Source organism: Myxococcus sp. AS-1-15, from assembly GCF_020037055.1.
Taxonomy (GTDB): domain Bacteria; phylum Myxococcota; class Myxococcia; order Myxococcales; family Myxococcaceae; genus Myxococcus; species Myxococcus fulvus.
This window is the reverse complement of the sequence record NZ_JAIQDF010000025.1, coordinates 45412-62527: the sequence shown is the minus strand read 5'-3', so window position 1 is coordinate 62527 and position 17116 is coordinate 45412. Positions and strand designations below refer to the sequence as shown.

General features: G+C 70.6%; 11 protein-coding genes. 5 read left to right on the top strand and 6 right to left on the bottom strand.

The genetic code is table 11. The features are described from left to right. Positions 1-3: 3 nt before the first annotated feature. The 4 genes from K8625_RS41065 to K8625_RS41050 all read right to left on the bottom strand — a co-directional run bounded on the left by K8625_RS41065 (position 4) and on the right by K8625_RS41050 (position 8496). Complete coding sequence (locus tag K8625_RS41065; RefSeq protein WP_223785772.1) at positions 4-2883, bottom strand: PAS domain S-box protein; 2880 nt, start codon at positions 2881-2883, stop codon at positions 4-6. A 96-nt stretch (positions 2884-2979) separates the two neighbouring features. After that, a complete protein-coding gene (locus K8625_RS41060; protein ID WP_223785771.1) occupies positions 2980-6573 on the bottom strand; it encodes an efflux RND transporter permease subunit in 3594 nt (1197 codons plus the stop codon). Further along, positions 6570-7697, bottom strand: coding sequence for an efflux RND transporter periplasmic adaptor subunit (locus K8625_RS41055; RefSeq protein ID WP_223751574.1), 1128 nt, complete (start codon positions 7695-7697; stop codon positions 6570-6572). The genes K8625_RS41060 and K8625_RS41055 overlap by 4 nt, the downstream gene beginning before the upstream one ends. A gap of 166 nt (positions 7698-7863) precedes the next feature. Continuing rightward, positions 7864-8496 (bottom strand): hypothetical protein, encoded by a 633-nt coding sequence (locus K8625_RS41050; protein WP_223785770.1) that lies wholly within the window; start codon positions 8494-8496, stop codon positions 7864-7866. Between the two features lie 139 nt (positions 8497-8635). Here K8625_RS41050 and K8625_RS41045 point away from each other — a divergent pair, with 139 nt between their 5' ends. Continuing rightward, on the top strand, positions 8636-9370 hold the full coding sequence (locus tag K8625_RS41045) for a TetR/AcrR family transcriptional regulator (RefSeq protein WP_223751576.1): 735 nt from the start codon (positions 8636-8638) through the stop codon (positions 9368-9370). 6 nt (positions 9371-9376) lie between these two features. On the opposite strand, the gene K8625_RS41040 is transcribed toward K8625_RS41045, so the two are convergent. Next, a complete protein-coding gene (locus K8625_RS41040) occupies positions 9377-9616 on the bottom strand; it encodes a hypothetical protein (protein WP_223785769.1) in 240 nt (79 codons plus the stop codon). 141 nt (positions 9617-9757) lie between these two features. On the opposite strand from K8625_RS41040, the gene K8625_RS41035 reads away from it, so the two are divergent. Further along, a complete protein-coding gene (locus K8625_RS41035) occupies positions 9758-10957 on the top strand; it encodes a cyclic nucleotide-binding domain-containing protein (protein ID WP_370642034.1) in 1200 nt (399 codons plus the stop codon). A gap of 9 nt (positions 10958-10966) precedes the next feature. On the opposite strand, the gene K8625_RS41030 is transcribed toward K8625_RS41035, so the two are convergent. Then, a complete protein-coding gene (locus K8625_RS41030; RefSeq protein WP_223751579.1) occupies positions 10967-11356 on the bottom strand; it encodes a hypothetical protein in 390 nt (129 codons plus the stop codon). A gap of 184 nt (positions 11357-11540) precedes the next feature. Here K8625_RS41030 and K8625_RS41025 point away from each other — a divergent pair, with 184 nt between their 5' ends. The 3 genes from K8625_RS41025 (at position 11541) to glyS (ending at position 17015) form a co-directional block, all read left to right on the top strand. After that, positions 11541-13841: a serine/threonine-protein kinase gene (locus K8625_RS41025; protein WP_223785782.1), complete on the top strand. Its 2301-nt coding sequence runs from the start codon at positions 11541-11543 to the stop codon at positions 13839-13841. 86 nt (positions 13842-13927) lie between these two features. Further along, a complete protein-coding gene (gene glyQ / locus K8625_RS41020; RefSeq protein ID WP_046713338.1) occupies positions 13928-14920 on the top strand; it encodes a glycine--tRNA ligase subunit alpha in 993 nt (330 codons plus the stop codon). Next, positions 14910-17015, top strand: a complete 2106-nt coding sequence (gene glyS / locus K8625_RS41015; protein ID WP_223785767.1) for a glycine--tRNA ligase subunit beta — start codon at positions 14910-14912, stop codon at positions 17013-17015. Before glyQ ends, glyS begins: the two co-directional genes overlap by 11 nt. The last annotated feature ends 101 nt before the right edge of the window (positions 17016-17116 follow it).

Here is a 17116-nt window from a genome sequence, read left to right as displayed (position 1 = left end):
GCCTCAGACGTGCCAGGTGAGGGAGCTGTCCGCCGAGTGGATGGCGGGCAGTGAGCAGTAGAAGGTGGTGCCGAGTCCGGGCTGGCTGTCCACCCAGACCCGGCCGCCATGGGCCTCGGTGATGCCCTTGACGATGGTGAGCCCAAGGCCCGCGCCTTCCTTGGCGCGGCTCCGGGCCTGCCAGAAGGGCTCGAACAGGTGGTGCTGGTCCTCGGGGGGAATCCCCGAGCCCGTGTCGCTCACCGAGCAGCGCACCATCTCCCCCCACGGGCGCGCGCGCAGGACGATGCAGCCGCCCATCGGGGTGAACTTCAGCGCGTTGCCAATCAGGTTGGAGAAGAGCTGCAGCACCCGGTCCCGGTCCACGAAGAGGTCCGGCGTGTCGCGGCTGACGTCCAACTGGAGATGGACGGACTGGGCCTCGGCCAGCGCCCGGTGCAGCTCCAATGCCTCCGTGAGCAGCGCCATCGTCGACTCCGGCCGACGGTCCACGGTGAGGCTGCCGCCCTGCATCCGCGCGACATCCAGCAGGTCCGCGATGAGCGCGGTCGCCCGGGTGACCGCCTTCTGGATGGAGGTCAGTGGACGCGAGTCCGCGGCGCGCTCCGCCGGCGAGCGCTTCATCATCGTCCCCGCGCTCAGCGAGATGACATTCAGGGGCGCGCGCAGGTCATGGGCGACGATGCGCAGCACCTCGTCGCGAAGGTGCGTGGCCTGCTCGGAGCGCGCATGCAGGCTCGCGTTGTCGATGGCCAGCGCCGCGCGCCGCGCCAGCTCCTCGACGAGCGCCAGGTCCCGACGCCCGTAGCTCCGCCCGGACTCGGAGGTGCCCAGCGCGACGACGCCCACCGTGTGCCCGCGCGCGCTCAGCGGCACCACGATGATGGAGCGGGGCGCGAGCCGTCGAAGCAGGTCCAGGTGCCGGGCATCCTCCGCGGTGCTCTCCAGGAGCGACGCGGGGACCTCTTCCAGCAGCAGCGACTGGCCGCTGGTGAAGACCTCCGCCAACGCATGTCCCCGCCGCAGGTGGGCCTGCGGATACGCGCCGAACAGCTCCTCCATCAACAGCGTCCTCTCGTGCGTGGAGGCGAGGCACTCGCGGCGTTGGACCTTCCCGTGCTCGTCGATCATCGTCACGACGCAGAAGTCCGCGAGCGCTGGGACGAGCAGCCGCGACACCGTGGTGACCGTCGTCCCCGGGTCCAGCGAGCTGGCGAGCCTGGGCCCGGCCTCCGCCAGCAGGCGCTGCTCCCGCTCCTGCTGCTTGCGCTCGGAGATGTCCTGCACCTGGGAGATGAAGTGCAGCGGTCTGCCCTTCGAATCGTGGACGAGGGACGCGGTGAGCAGGACGTACACCAAGTGGCCCAGCTTGTGACGGTAGCGTTTCTCGAGCTGATACGTGCCCAGCTCCCCATCCAGCAGCCGCCCCACCTGGAGCAGGTCCCCCTCCAGGTCCTCCGGGTGGGTGAGGTCCTGGAATGTCATCGCGCACAGCTCCTCGCGCGTGTACCCGAGCATCTGGCTCAGCGCCTCGTTCACGTTCAGGAAGTGTCCGTCCAGGCCAACCAGGGACATGCCGATGGGGGCATGGTCGAAGGCGGTGCGGAACAGCTCCTCCCGGTTGCGCCGGGCCTCCTCCGCTCGCACCCGCGCGCTCAGGTCGCGCAGGATGACGGCCCTGAACGCGACATCATCCACCCGCACGTCGGCGAGCGTGGCCTCCGCGGGAAACACCTCCCCACTCCTGCGACGGCCGGACAGGGGTCTTCCCTCCTCGTCGCCCGGGCCTGTTCCGGCGGCCTCCCGCGCCGGGAGGTCCAGGGGGCCGCTCAGCAACAGGTCCATCGACCTGCCCAGCACCTCGCCCGCGGCGTAGCCGAAGATGCGCTCGGCGCCGGTGTTGAACAGGGTGATGTTCCGCTGCTCGTCGACGGCGATGATGGCGTCCGCGGCGTTGTTGACGATGCCGGCGAAGCGGGCCTCGGAGATGCGCAGCGACTGCGCCACTTCGCGCTGGCGCGCATCCAGTCGGGAGAGGGCGTTCGCGTTGCGAGCCAGCAGGAGCACGAAGGCGAGCACCGTGACGAGCGCGAAGACCGACGTGCCGAACGGGCCGCTGCGAAAGCCGAGCTCCTCGCTGACCAGCCGCAGCCCCCACACGAGCAGTGGCAGGGTGATGACGGCGGGCAACAGCCTGCGCGCCATGAGGCCGCCGGCATCGTCCCGCAGCAGCACCCCCATCAGTCCATATCGGGGATGCACGGAGAGGATTCCCACCGAGAGCAGCAGGAACAACAGCGCCGAGTGCAGCGCCATGGGCGTGTAGGGCCCGAAGGCCCGCTGCCCGATGAACGCGGTCAGCGGAGCCTCCTCCAGATACGCATAGCCGATGAGGGCCTGGGCGGAGACGAGCGCGACGAGCAGGGCGAGCGGACGGGCCGGATGCCACCCCGAGCGGGTCCTGACGTGCAGCAGCAGCAGCGCGGACCCGAGCAGCACCAGGCTCGCCGCTGTCAGGGGAGACGGCCGGCCCGGCATGTGTGGCGACAGCCGGGTGAGGGTGTCCGCGAAGAAGAGGGGGGCGATCCCGAAATCCCGCCGCGTCAGGTACTCGAGCAGCACCAGTCCGCCCAGCACCATGGCGAGCAGCGCCAGTGCCAGCCCCAGTCCCCTTGCCAGGCGCTCCGCCGACTTCCTCCTCAGCAGCCACAGCGCGCAGCCGATGGAGAACTGCCCCACGGCGGTGAGGGGCATCATCACCCCGGCTCCCGGGAGGAAGACCACACGGGTGAGCCGCTCGCTGGCCATCGCCCAGCCCGCCAGCACGGTGGCCGTCACCAGGACGGTGAACGTGCACACGAGCGGGACCAGCCAGTCGAGCACCCTTTCCAGAGGGCGCGACGAAACCTCCATCCACGAAACTGGAGTCACGTCCTGTCGTTGACCAATGTCGCGGCGGCGACCGCTCCGCCGCCTGCTTCAGCGCTCCTCCCAATGAATCCAGCGCAGGTCCCTCACGAAGAGCGTGTAGAGGACGGGGACGAGCAGCAGGGTGAGCACCGTGGCCACGGTGAGTCCGCCGATCTGCGCGTAGCAGAGCGGCTGCCACAGCGGGCCGCCGTGCAGCGCCAGGGGGATGAGCCCCAGCACGGTGGCTCCCACCGTCACCAGCACGGGCCGCAGGCGGTGGACCCCGGCGTCGAGCAGGGACTCGCGCAGGGACTCTCCGCGCTCGTGGGCCTCCTCGATGTAGTCGAAGAGCACGATGATGTGGCTGACGATGACGCCCATCAGGCTGATGATGCCCAGGAAGGCCATGAAGCTGAAGGGCGCGCCCATGAGGACCAGCGACACCAGCGCCGCCGCCGCGCCGAAGGGCAGGGCGGCGAACACGACCAGCGGCTTGACGGCGTTCTTGAACTGGATGACCAGCGCCACGTAGATGGCGACGATGAGCATGCCGAGCACGACGACCATGCTCGCGAAGCTCTTCTTCTGCTCCTCCGCCTCGCCGCCGATCTCCAACGTGTAGCCGATGGGCAGGTGCTGCTGGAGCTCATCGAGCTTTGGACGGGCCTCCTTCAGGACCTCCGACGCGAGCACGCCCTGTTGCGGGAACGTGGAGATGGTGATGGTGCGGAACTGGTTGCGGCGGCGGATCTTCTCCGTCTGGAGCGAGTAGGCGACGCGGGAGACCTGCCGCAGGGGCACCTTCTGGGGCCCGCTGCGCGAGCTGATGTACAGGTTCTCGATGTCACCCAGCTGGGCGCGCTCCTCGGCGCGGAGCCGGGCGACGATGTCGATTTGATGGATGCCCTCGCGCAGCTGACCCACCGTCATGCCGTTCATCGCCGAGGCGGAGGACGTGGCCACGTCCAGGTTGGTGACGCCCGCGAGGTTGGCCCGGTCCGGGTCCACCTCCAGCTTCACGGAGAACGTGTCGCTGCCCCAGTCGTCGCGCGTGCGCGCGGTGCCGGGGACGGAGCGGAAGATGGCCTTGGCCTGCTCGGCGATGTCGCGCAGCACGGAGATGTCCTCGCCGGAGACCCGGATGGACACGGGGATGCCCACGGGCTTGCCCGTCTCCAGCTCGCGCACGTCGACGCGCGCCCCGGCGATGCGGCGTGACAGCGCGTCCTGGAACAAGGGCACCAGCATGCGGGTGTCCTCCTTGTCGCGGACCTGGATGACCAGCTGCGCGTAGTTGAGCTGCTGGAGCTCCGGTGCGACGGAGAACCAGAAGCGGGGACCTCCGCCGCCGATGAACTCCGTCACCGACTCGAGCACCTGGCGCGGCTTGCCGTCGCTCGGGTGGGCCTTGCCGTACTCCTCGGCCACCTCCTGGAGGATGCGGGTGGCGTCCCTGGCGGTGTCGCGCGTCGCGGTGAGGGTGGCGTCCTCGGGCAGCCAGACGTCCACGTAGGACAGATAGGACAGGTCCTTGGGGAAGAAGGCGGAGCGGACGCGGGTGCCCACGAGCGCGCCCGCGATGAGGACGAGCAGCGCCACGCCGACGACGAGCAGCCGGTGGTCGATGGCCCAGCCGACGACCTGCTGGTATCTCCGGGCGAAGCGCGAGGTCTTCTGTTCCGATGCGGGAGTCTCCGTCTCGGGCGCGCGGAGGATGGCGGAGCCCAGCAGCGGGATGAACGTCATGGAGACCACGCGCGAGGCGACCAGGGAGAGCGTGAGGACGATGGGCAGGGTGCGGATGAACCTGCCCGTGTCTCCAGGCAGCGAGAGGAAGGGCAGGTAGGCGGCGATGTTGGTGAGGGTGGCGAAGAGGATGGCGGTGGCCAGCTTCGTGGGACCGAGCCACGCGGCGATGCGCGGCTTCCACCCCATGGACATCGAGCGCTTGATGGCGTCGCTGGCCACGACGGGGTCATCCACCAGCAGGCCCAGCGCGATGATGAGCGACGCGATGGAGATCTGCTGCAGGTCCACGCCGAACAGGTGCATCAGCCCGAAGGTCATCGCCAGGGTGATGGGGATGGACAGGGCCAACAGCAGCGCCGTCCTCCACTCCCAGAAGCCGATGAGCGCGACGAGCACCACCAGGATGATGGCCTCGTAGAGCGAGGACATGAACAGGTCCACGTTCTCCTTCACCTGGAGCGGCTGGTCCGAGGTGCGGCGGATGACCAGGTCTTCGGGCAGCAGCCGTTGGACGTGCGCCAGCTCCTCGCTCACGGCGTGGCCGAAGGTGTCGATCTGCTCGCCCGGGCGCATGTTGACGGCGAGGGTGATGGCGCGGTTGCGGACGAACTCGCCCTGGGCGTTGCGCGCGTCCAGGTAGTTCAGGAAGCGCGGCGGGCTCTGGTAGTCGCGGCGCACGTCCACCATGTCGCGCAGGTACACCGGCGTGCCGTTGGTGCTCGTGGTGGCGACGATGTCTCCCAGCTCGCGCTCGCTGGACAGCTCGCCCGACGGGTCGATGGTGATGCTCTTGCCGCCCATCTCCAGGATGCCGCCGGGCGCGGTGATGTTGCGCGCGGAGATGAGGTTCGCGAGCCCCGAGGCCTGGACGCCGTAGGAGGCGAGGCGCTCCTGCGAGTACTCCAGGAAGATCTTCTCCGGCAGCACGCCCACGCGGGTGACCTTGGAGACGACGGGCAGCCGCTGGAGGTGTCGCTGAATCGTGTCGGTGAAGTCGTCGAGCTGCCGGTGGCTGTAGCGGTCTCCCGCGTTCGCCGTCAGTCGGGCGCGGACGTCCTTCGGGTCGCGGACGATGATGGGGCGCCACACGTCGGGGTGGAGCTCCGACAGGCTCAGGTGGTCCTGGGCGAAGGCGCGCAGGTGTCGCAGCAGCGTGTCGTCGTCCAGGGACGTGGCCATGTCCACGCCGATGAAGCCGGGGCTCTGGATGAAGCGCGCATCATCCGTCTCGGGCAGGGCGTCGAAGAAGCGCAGGGCCTGGTCTCCCAGGCGCTGCATGGACGTCGCGTTGATGGAGGGCGGGAAGCTCACCACCAGCGTGGCCCGTGGAGCGGAGGACGACGCGGACGCGCGCACGTCCTCGATGGCGCGGGCGACGGCGCGCGAGCGCAGCTCCAGCTCCACGTCGTTCGCCGGAGGGCTGGCCACCGTGAGCATCAGCGTCGCGGTGTCGCCGAAGTCCTTGAGGAACTGCACCGGCCCCGCGCCGCTCGGCAGGTCGCGAATCGTGTCGAGCCGCCCCTGGATGTCGTCGAACTCCTTGGCGCGGTCCGCGACGTCCTCCTTCAGCGTGACGTAGACGACGGACAGGCTGGTGCGACTGATGGACTCGATCTTCTCGACGCTGGCGTTCTCGGAGATCTTCTGCTCGATGCGGCGGGTGACCAGCTGTTCAATCTTCTCCGCCTCCGCGCCGGGCCACAGGCACGTGGCCACCGCGACGCGCACTGCGATGACCGGGTCCTTCGCCTTGGGCATCTTGAAGTAGCCGTAGACGCCCCACACCAGCGTGAAGGCCAGGAACACCCAGGCCACCTGCCGCTTCTCGGTGAAGTAGCGCGCGGTGTTGTGTTTGTGGCGCACCAGCGCTTCGTCGCGCTCCCGCTCCGCCTGCTCCGCCTGCTCGGGCGTCACGGAATCACCTCCACCGCCTCGCCGTCGGACAGGAGGCTGGCGCCGGTGACGACGATGCGCTCACCGGCCTCCAATCCCTTGCGCACCGGGATGACGTTGCCCAGGTACTCGCCCAGCTCCACCTCGCGGGCGCGCACCAGTGACTTGCCGTCCTGCTGCTGGAACACGAAGACGGCGAACCCGTCCGGCTTGCCGGGTGCGCGGACGATGGAGGACAGCGGCACGAGCAGCTCCGGCTGGAGTCGGGCGGAGCCGCCGTCTCGCAGCGACAGCGCGGCCACCATGCCGGGCTTGAGTCGCTGGTCCTCGTTGGGGATGGAGACCTCCACCGCGAACACGCGGCTCTTGGGGTCCGCGGAGGGCGCGATGCGGGAGATGCGCCCCTCGAAGCGCTGTCCGGGGAAGGCCTGGGTGATGACGGCCTGGGGCGCGCCGAGCCGGACGCTGGGCAGGAGCGTGTCCGGGACGCCGAACACCACGCGGACGCTGCGCGTCTCCGCCACCGAGAAGGCGACGGTGCCCGGCGCGGCCAGGACGCCCACCTCCACGGTGCGCTTGAGCACCACGCCGGAGAGCGGCGAGCGCAGCTGGGTGTCCTCGAGCGCCGTGCGCGCTTCCTCCACGCGGGCCTGGGCGACGGCCGAGGCGCCGACGGCGCTGTCCTTCTGCGTGCGGGCGGCGTCGAGCTGCGCGGGCGTGGACACCTCCGCGGCGACGAGCTTCGTCGTGCGCTCGAAGTTGATGCGCGCCTGCTCCTCGGCGGCGCGGGCCTGGGAGAGCGCCGCGCGGGCCTCGGTGAGCTTCTGCGAGTAGTCCGTCTTGCGCAGCGCGGCCAGCTCCATGCCCTCGCGCACGGCGTCGCCCTCCTGGATGAGGCGGGGGCGTCCGTCCACGTCCTTCACCTTCGCGATGGACTCCACGTAGCCGCCGACCTTGAAGGCCAGGTCCACGCGCGTGGCGGGCTGGATCTCCGCGGAGAAGCGCGCATCCGCCGTCGTCCCGGCGCGGCCCACGGTGGCGATGCGCACGGCGGTGGGCGGCGCGGGCGGGGGAGGGGAGCGCCCGCAGGCGAGCCCGAGCGGGGCGCCCAGGACGAGCGTGAGGGCCAGCAACGACGTCCTCATGAGACGGACTCCAGCGACGCGTCGGAAGCGACGACGTGAAGGACGGCGCCCGGGATTCGGGGCCGTCCGGGGGGAAGCTCACCACGATGAAGAAGGGACTCAGGGGGTGGGCACGACGGGGTGGGCCTTGCCTGTCGCGCGCCCGACACGGTGGGCCGCCGGATGCTCAGAGGACGACGAGCAGGCCAAGGGACGCTGTCGGGTAGACCTGCCGCAGCTTCAGCTCACCATTCGAGATGCGCAGGGTGCGCACGTCCGTGAAGGTGAAGCCCGGGCCTCCGCGCGCCGTCAGGCCCAGCCGCCCCGCACCCGGCCGCCACATGAGTCCCACCGCGGGCTCCACGAACGCCGCCGTGCTCGCGCTCTGCGAAGGGCCCTTGCCCGTGCGCGCCACGAACTCCTCGAAGCCCGCCGTCAGCCCGACGAAGGGCCGCAGCGTGCCGTTCGCGAACGTCGTCACCGTGTAGCGCGCGTCCGCGCCCACCGCGTAGTTGAGCTTCACCTCGCCCAGCTCCGCCCCCTCGAAGCGCGTGCGCACGCCCACCGCGTTGCCCCACTGGCCCGCGCGCGCCATCAGTCCGAAGGAGAACGGCCCCTCGAACCGGGGCGAGATGTCCAGTCGCACGCCGTACATCGACGCGTCCAGCGCGGGCGGCTGCAGCTCCAGCAGCACCGAGCCCCGGCGCTCCCGCTCCCGCGAGGGAATCAGCTCGCCCGCGTCGTCCGCCAGCGCCGGTGCGCCCATCAACACCGCCGCCGCCAGCACTCCCGTCAGGACTCCCTTGGACTGGACCTTCATCTCGTGCTCCCGTGTTTTTAGTCGTTCGACTAATTTAGTTACACGACTAACTAAGACTGCGCCCGGGTGATGTCAAGGCGACCGGGCGGCCGGCCTCGGGGTGCTTGCGGGTAGGTGTGTGGCGTCCTATGGGAGACAGATGGCCCGTCCACGCAGCCCGAAGAAGCCTTCGTCCCCTCCGCCGGAGCCGGCGCTCACGGGAGAGCCGGATGCCCGGGAGCGGCTCATCGCCGCCAGCTCGCGCGTGCTGGCGGAGCGGGGCTACGACGCGACGACGGTGAAGGAGGTGGCGCGCGTGGCCGGGGTGAACCAGGGGCTGGTGCACTACTACTTCGGCAGCAAGGACGCGTTGCTGCTCGCCGTCACGCGCGCGCACAGCGCGCAGTACGTGGCGGAGCTCAAGAAGCTGCGGGACGAGACGCCGCTGGAGGACCTGGCGGACACCAGCTTCGCGTGGGGCGAGCGCCACCTGCGCGCGTCACCCGAGCAGTTCCGGCTGCGCTACGAGCTGTTCGCGTTGGGGCTGCGCAACGCGGAGCTCACCTCGGCGGTCTCCGAGCTCCAGGCGGAGGGTGACCTGGAGGTGGCCCGCACGGTGGCGCGGTATCGGGGGGGGGAGGCCTCGCGCCCCGAGCCCCTGGACCACCACTACGCCGTCATCATCAAGTCGTGCTTCGACGGACTGGCGCTCCAGGCGCTGTTGGATCCGAAGTTCGACCCGGGGCCGGTGTACGCGCTGCTGAAGCATCTGGTGCTGTCGAGTGTCGACGGACCCGGGAGCGGCAAGGCGCCAGCGCGTCGGGGAACTCGGAGCCAGGCGCGTCGAGGCACACCGAAGCCTCGACGTCGCCCGAGCACTCGGCCCCGCCGCTGAGCGTCGTCAGAGGGCGGTCTGCTCGCCGGGCGTGAGGAAGCGCACGCGGCGGTCTCCCTGGACCGCGGCGCGGACCTGGGCCTCGGTGGAGAGGGGCTCGAAGGCGCCCGCGTACGTCACGGTGAGTCCGTGGGCGGTGGCGTGGCCTGTCCACAGCCGGGTGTCATCCTCTACTCGGAGGACCTGGACCCCGGGGGCTCCGGCGGGCGTCCAGGTCGAGACGGTGATGGGCCGCGCGCGGGGCATGGGATGTTGTCCGGCTGGATGCTTTCTATCTCACGTTTAAGGCCTGTACGAGGTATGGGGCGTCGTGTCAGTCGGTGGCGTCGCGATACAACGCGTCGAACCGGGCCTTTTCTGGCGGCCAACCGGGCCGGAGGATGAGACATGCCAGGAGCCACAGTGGGGCTTCGCGTGGGGGGAGCACGCATGGGGACGGATGCAGAAGGGGCGTTGCGCGCCGTGCGGTCTTTGGTGGAGCTGGAGGACACGGAGCAGGCAGCGCAGCTCTACGAGGAGCTGGGGGCCTCCCAGCGCGAGCGGCTGCGCAAGCAGGCCGCGCAGGGGCCGGTGAAGGAGCGACGCGGGTTGGTGGAGGTGCTGCGACGCGCCCGGGACTTCCTGGGCGCCGCGCGGCTGATGGACGGCAGCGGTGACGACGCCGTGGCCGCCGACCTCTACGTCCAGAGCGGCCAGTACCTGGAGGCGGCGGAGGCCTGGCTGCGCGCGGGTGAGTCCGAGCGCGCCGCGTCGGCCTTCGAGCGCGCGGGGGCCCTGGAGCGCGCGCTGGAGGTGTACCGCGGCCTGGGCGCGCGTGAGTCCATGGCGCAGTGCCTGGTGCGCCTCAAGCGCCCCTTCGACGCGGCGGACCTCTACCGCGAGCTCGGTCAGCCCCACGCGGAGGTGGAGGCCCTGGGCGGCGTGACGCCCGAGGACCCGCGCTACATCGAGGCCGTGCTTCGCATGTGCCGGCTGCTGGACGTCGAGGGCTTCACGCACCGCGCGCTCGCGGTGCTGGTGGACGCGCTGACCAGCTCCGACGTGGCGCGGGCCGAGCCGGCGATGGTCACCGAGCGCGCGCGGCTGTTGCGTCGCATGGGCATGAACGCGGAGGCGGAGGCGGTGCTCGGCCGTCGCAACACGCCCTCCACCACGCCCGTGGCCAACGGCTATCGCTTCCTCAAGGCCATCCCCATCTTCAGCGAGCTGTCGCTGGAGGACATGAAGGACCTCTACCGGCAGGCCCGGCAGGTGGTGCTCGCGCAGGACTCCGTGGTGCTGGAGAAGGGAGAGCCGGGCGTGGCGCTGCTCGTCCTGATGGAGGGGACGGTGGACGTCTTCAGCGGCCCGGAGTCGGACGCGCGGCTGCTCAACTCGCTGGGGCCGGGGGAGTACCTCGGGGAGATCTCCCTGGTGCAGGACGCGCCGGTGTCCGCGCACGTGCGGGCGCGCACGGCCGTGCGCGCGCTGCGCATCAGCCGCACGGCCTTCGAGCACTACCTGGACACCCACGAGGCCGCGGCGCTGCGCATCTACCGCCTCTTCACGCAGAACCTCGCGGCCCGGGTGCGCGCCCTCAGCGCTTGAAAAGGCGGCTCACTTCCAGGAGCAGCCCTTGATCTTCTCGCAGAAGGCCGCGTTCGTGGCCTTCGTGCACTCCATGGCCAGCCCCATGCACCGGTTGGTGGAGTACGAGTAGGAACAGCCGGGCTGGCTGTTGCAGAAGACGCTCGAGTACACGCCGCAGAAGGTCGCCTTGCCGGTGCACTGGCCGCCCTTGCTCGGCGCCGCGTCCTCCGCGGCCTGCTCCGTGTCCTCCTTCACGGGGGTTTCCTGCTTCGCGCCGTCCTTCTTCGGGGAGGACTGGGTTTTCGTGTCCTTGGGGGCCGCGGCCTGTTCGTCCGCGTGCGCGGGAGCACAGGCGATCAGCACCAGGGTGGCGAGCATTCCCACGAGGAGTCGAGGCTGCGCTGCGTGGCGAGACATGGGCGTCCTTTCGGCGAGGGGCTCGGCTTTCGCCCCGGCGTGATGAGAACAGCGCACTGTAGAGGACTCCTTCCGGACGTGGGGAAGAGGGCACGGCGGGTGGCTCGGCTCACCCAGGAGGTGGGTCCTTTTCGCGCGACTGTCATCGACGTGGACGCAGCGCGCGGCTAACATGTCCGGCTTCATGGCCAGGCAGGATGGCGCCAGCGAAGATCCCGACCGGGGGCGGCGCATTGGAAAATACGAGATCCTCACCCGCCTCTCGATGGGAGGAATGGCGGAGCTGTTCCTCGCCTTCACCTCGGGGCCGGGCGGATTTCGCAAGTTCGTCGCCGTCAAACAGATCCTCCCGGACATCAAGAAGGACGAGCAATTCGTCCAGATGTTCCTGGATGAGGCGCGGATCACCGCGGCGTTCTCGCACGCGAACATCGGACAGGTCTTCGACCTGGGCGAGGACGGCGGCGAGCTGTTCCTGGCGATGGAGTTCCTGCCCGGGCAGAACCTGGAGCAGGTCATCAAGGCCGCCTCGCGGCGCCAGTACGGGCTGCCGCTGGGGTTCATCGGTCGGGTGATCCGCGACACGTGCCTGGGGCTGCACTACGCGCACCACTTCACGGATCCGTCGGGGCGCTCGGTGGCGGTGGTGCACCGGGACGTGTCGCCGAAGAACGTGATGCTCACCTACGACGGCGTCGTCAAGGTGATCGACTTCGGCATCGCGAAGGCGAGGGGGCGGCTGGGGCGCACCCAGGTGGGCACGGTGAAGGGGACCAGCGGGTACATGTCCCCGGAGCAGGTGCGTGGCCACGCGATGGACGGCCGCAGCGACCTGTTCTCCGTGGGCGTGATGCTCCACGAGATGCTCACCGGCCAGCGGCTGTTCAACGGTCCGCACGAGGCCGCGGTGATGTTGCAGATCGTGGAGGCGGACGTCACGTCGCCCCGCGCCGCCAACCCGGACATCCCGGAGGCGCTGGACGCGGTGGTGATGCGCTCGCTGGCCCGGGACGCGGCGCAGCGCTTCACCAGCGGCCGTGAGATGGCGCGCGCCATCGAGGCGGCGCTCGGCCCGGAGCTGTTCGACGAGGATGGCGTCACCGCGGTGATGGGCGAGCTGTTCGAGGAGAAGCGTCAGAAGACGCGCACGCTCCTGGAGCTGGCCAGCCGCGCCGAGGACGCCCGGGTGAGCGAGGCGGCCGGCGAGCTGCAGCAGGACGACGTCGGCGAGATGGGCGCCACCGCGCAGCTGCCGACCCCGACGGCGGCCCGCACGGTGGCGCGCGCGGATGGGAGCAGCGCGCCCAAGCCGACGCCGCAGCGGCGCACGGATGGGAGCAGCGCGCCCAAGCCGGTGCCCCAGCGGCGTCCGGCCACGCCCACGGACCCGGAGGTCCCCACCCGCGCGGGCAGCGGACCCAAGCCGGTGCCGCAGCGGCGTACGGGGGCCGAGGCGGCCTCGACGACGCCGCGTGCCCCGCGCGCGCTGCTGGAGGCGGGCGGCACGTCCCGCACGCCGCGCCCGCGTCCCGCCGCGCGCGAGGAGCCGCTGGAGGACGTGGACTCGCTCGATGAGCCGAGCGACCTGTCGACGCAGCAGTTCCGCACCCGTCCTCCGCGCCCGGGCGCCGGCTCCTCGGGCCGTGGCCGGAGCGTGTCGCGCTCGGACACGCCGGTGCAGACGCCGGCCGCGAAGCCGAAGTCCCGCTGGATGGGGCGGCTGTTCCTGCTCGTGCTGCTGGGGGCCGTGGGCTGGGCCTCGACGCAGCCCATGGTCCGCGCCCAGTTCGTCCCCGCCTTCGAGTCCGCGAAGGCCTGGGTGAAGGCGGAGCTGGATCCGCAGCCGCCCGCGGACCCCACGCTCAACGCCGCGTGGCCGCCCCAGCAGAAGCCGGGACCGCCGCCGGGCTTCCCCGGCACCACGCCCGCGCCGGACCCGCGTCCGGGCGCCCAGGCGGAGGCGCCCTCCGCGCCGGAGCCCACCGCCCAGGTCGAGACTCCGCCCGAGCCGTCCCCGGCCGCGCCCGACGTGCGCCCCGCGTCCACCTCCACGGCGCGCAAGGGGAAGGAGACGCCGAAGGAGGACCCGGCCCGGACCGCCGAGGCCTCCAAGCCCGTCACCCGCAAGCCGCGGGTGTACGCGGGCAAGGAGAAGCCGGAGGATGAGCCCGTCACCACGGTGACGAAGGACCCGGACGCGCTGGCGGAGGTGATGGACACCAGCACGCCCAAGGGCGCGGCGAAGGCCGGGCTGGGGTGGATCACCCTCTACACGGTTCCCCGGGCGGCGGTGTTCGACGGCGCCACCCAGCTGGGCACCACGCCGCTGTTGAAGTTCCCGCTGCCGGTGGGGACCTACACGCTGCGGCTGGTCGACCCCACGAGCCCCGACGGGGTGAGCCGGCGCCTGTCCGCGCCGGTGAAGCCCGGCGAGGTGACCAAGCTGCAGATTCGACTGGCGGACCTCCCTCTGTACAAGGAGTGAGCGCCGTCCTTGACGCCCTCGGACCCCCTCAATAGGGTCCGCGGGCTCTTTTCCTTCGACGCACTGCGAGAAGGACACCCATCGCTATGTATTTCCAGGACCTCATCTTCACGCTCCAGAAGCACTGGGCCGACCAGGGCTGCCTCTCCACGCAGCCGTACGACCTCGAGGTCGGCGCCGGCACCATGGCCCCGACGACGTTCCTCCGCGCGCTGGGGCCGGAGCCCTGGAACGTGGCGTACGTGCAGCCCTCGCGTCGCCCCGCGGATGGCCGCTTCGGTGAGAACCCGAACCGGCTGTTCCAGCACCACCAGTTCCAGGTCATCCTCAAGCCCGCGCCCAAGAACGTGCAGGAGCTGTATCTGGAGTCGCTGCGGAAGATCCGCATCGACCCGCTCGAGCACGACATCCGCTTCGTCGAGGACGACTGGGAGTCGCCCACGCTCGGCGCGTGGGGCCTGGGCTGGGAGGTGTGGTGTGACGGGATGGAGGTGACGCAGTTCACCTACTTCCAGCAGTGCGGCGGCTTCGACTGCAAGCCCGTCTCCGCGGAGCTCACGTACGGGCTCGAGCGCATCTGCATGTACCTGCAGAACGTGGAGAACGTCTTCGACATCGAGTGGGTCAAGGGCGTGAAGTACCGCGAGGTGTTCCACCCGAACGAGGTGGAGATGAGCCGGTACGCGCTGCAGGAGTCGGACGCGGCCATGCTCTTCTCGCTGTTCGATGCGTACGAGAAGGAGTGCAAGCGGCTCATCGAGCGGCAGTTGCCGCTGCCCGCGTACGACTTCGCGCTGAAGTGCTCGCACACGTTCAACCTGCTGGACGCGCGCGGCGCCATCTCCGTCACGGAGCGCGCGGCCTTCATCAAGCGCGTGCGCGACAACGCGCGGCTGTGCGCGGAGGGGTATCTCCAGATGCGCGAGCGGCTGGGCTATCCGCTGCTCAAGACGCCGTGGACGGTGGGGGAGCAGCCCGCCATCCTCGAGGGCAAGGCGGCCAGCGACTACTGGAAGACGGTACAGCTCAACAAGCCGGTGGAGAAGAAGGAGAAGGCGGAGGTGACCCGTGGCGCGTGATCTGCTCCTGGAAGTGGGCGCGGAGGAGATTCCCGCCTCGTTCATCGCCCCCGCGCTGGAGGACCTGCGCCGGGTGGTGACGGAGCGCCTGGCGGACGCGCGCCTGGAGCACGGTGAGGTGAAGGTCTACGGCACGCCCCGGCGCCTGGCGGTCTGGGTGCGCGACGTGGCGGACGCGGGCAAGGACGTGGTGAAGGAGGTGCTGGGGCCCAGCGCCAAGGCCGCGTTCGACGCGCAGGGCAAGCCCACCAAGGCGGCGGAGAAGTTCGCCGAGGGGCTGAAGCTCTCGGTGGACCAGCTGGGCCGCGCGCAGACGGCCAAGGGCGAGTACGTGTCCGCGCGCGTGGAGGAGAAGGGCCGCGCGGCGGCGGACATCGTCCCGGACGCGCTGCACGCGGCGGTGCACTCCATCAACTTCCGCAAGTCCATGCGCTGGGGTGACGTGGAGTCCTCCTTCGCCCGGCCCGTGCAGTGGCTGGTGGCGCTCTTGGGCGGCGATGTGGTGCCCGTGGTGTTCGGCGACGTGAAGAGCGGCCGCGTGACGTACGGCCACCGCTTCCTGTCGCCCGGCGCCGTCGAGCTGAAGGCGCCCGCGGACTACGAGGCCGCGCTGGCGAAGGCGAACGTGGTGGCGGACATCGCCAGGCGCCGCGCCATGCTCGTGGAGAAGGTGACGGCGGCGGCGAAGGCGGCCGGCGGCGCGCTGCTCGAGGACGAGGGCCTGGTGGACCAGGTGACCAACCTGGTGGAGCTGCCCAGCCCCGTGGTGGGCACGTTCGAGGAGCGCCACCTGGACCTGCCACCGGAGGTGCTGGTGCAGGAGATGAAGAGCCACCAGCGCTACTTCTCGCTGGTGGACGGGGCGGGGAAGCTGTTGCCCAAGTTCATCGCCGTGTCGAACACGCCGGTGCGCGACGAGCAGCTGAGCCTGCGCGGCTACCAGCGCGTGCTGCGCGCGCGTCTGGCGGACGGCCGCTTCTTCTTCGACGAGGACCGCAAGACGCCGCTCGCCGACCGCGTGGAGAAGCTGGGCCGCGTGGTGTGGCAGGGGCAGCTGGGCACGTATCTGGAGAAGGTGGAGCGCTTCCGCTCGCTGGCGGTGTGGCTGGCCGGGCAGACGAAGCGGGCAGGGGAGAGCGCCACCATCGAGCGCGCGGCCACGCTGGCCAAGGCGGACCTCGTCACGGGCATGGTGGGCGAGTTCCCGGAGCTCCAGGGCGTCATGGGCCGCGAGTACGCGCGCGCCAGCGGCGAGCCGGACGCGGTGGCCCTGGCCATCTTCGAGCACTACCTGCCGCGAGGCGCCGAGGACGCGCTGCCCACGCAGGACGCGGGCGCTCTCATCGGCATCGCGGACCGGCTCGACTCGCTGTGCGGCATCTTCGCCATCGGCAAGGTGCCCAGCGGCGCGGCGGACCCGTTCGGTCTGCGCCGCGCGTGTCTGGCCATCATCCGGCTGGTGCTGGGGCGGGGCTACCGCTTCAGCCTGTCGGCGGCGGTGGACGAGTCGCTGCGGCTGCTCGCGCCCCGGCTGGCCAACGTCAAGCGCAAGGCGGGCGAGCCCGCGCCGCGCGAGCAGGTGCTGGAGTTCTTCCGCGGCCGCCTCAAGGCGCTGTGGGGCGAGCAGCACCGCACGGACGTGGTGGAGGCGGTGCTCGCGGCGGGCTTCGATGACCTGGTCGCCGCGCAGAAGCGCCTGGAGGCGCTGAGCCTCATCGTCGGGCGGGCCGACTTCCAGCCCCTGGCCGCGGCCTTCAAGCGCGTGGTCAACATCGTGGAGAAGCAGGGCCGCGACGTGGCGGGGGGGCAGACGCAGGCCCAGAAGCTGGTGGACGACGCCGAGAAGCAGCTCCACGCGGCCTTCTCCCACGCGCGCACGTCCGTGACGGGCCTGCTGCAGGGGGATGATTTCTCCGGCGCCCTCAAGGAAATCACCGGGTTGAAGCCCGTGGTGGACACCTTCTTCGACAAGGTGATGGTGATGGCCGAGGACAAGGAGCTGCGGGAGAACCGCATCCGGCTGCTCACGGAGATTGGCGCCCTGTTCAACCAGGTGGCCGACTTCTCGAAGATCCAGGCCGAAGTCGCGGCCTGAGGCCCTCACGAGGCCGCCTGCCCCCCGGGGGATGGAGCACGTCCCCGGGGGCGCCGGTTCGTCGGCTGCCGTGCGCCCGGGAATGACGCGGCCCCTTTCCG

Coding starts and splice junctions, on each gene's coding strand:
- K8625_RS41055 (WP_223751574.1), bottom strand. CDS start 7,697: ATGAGGACGTCGTTGCTGGCCCTCACGCTCGTCCTGGGCGCCCCGCTC.
- K8625_RS41050 (WP_223785770.1), bottom strand. CDS start 8,496: ATGAAGGTCCAGTCCAAGGGAGTCCTGACGGGAGTGCTGGCGGCGGCG.
- K8625_RS41045 (WP_223751576.1), top strand. CDS start 8,636: ATGGCCCGTCCACGCAGCCCGAAGAAGCCTTCGTCCCCTCCGCCGGAG.
- K8625_RS41040 (WP_223785769.1), bottom strand. CDS start 9,616: ATGCCCCGCGCGCGGCCCATCACCGTCTCGACCTGGACGCCCGCCGGA.
- K8625_RS41035 (WP_370642034.1), top strand. CDS start 9,758: ATGCCAGGAGCCACAGTGGGGCTTCGCGTGGGGGGAGCACGCATGGGG.
- K8625_RS41030 (WP_223751579.1), bottom strand. CDS start 11,356: ATGTCTCGCCACGCAGCGCAGCCTCGACTCCTCGTGGGAATGCTCGCC.
- K8625_RS41025 (WP_223785782.1), top strand. CDS start 11,541: ATGGCCAGGCAGGATGGCGCCAGCGAAGATCCCGACCGGGGGCGGCGC.
- glyQ (WP_046713338.1), top strand. CDS start 13,928: ATGTATTTCCAGGACCTCATCTTCACGCTCCAGAAGCACTGGGCCGAC.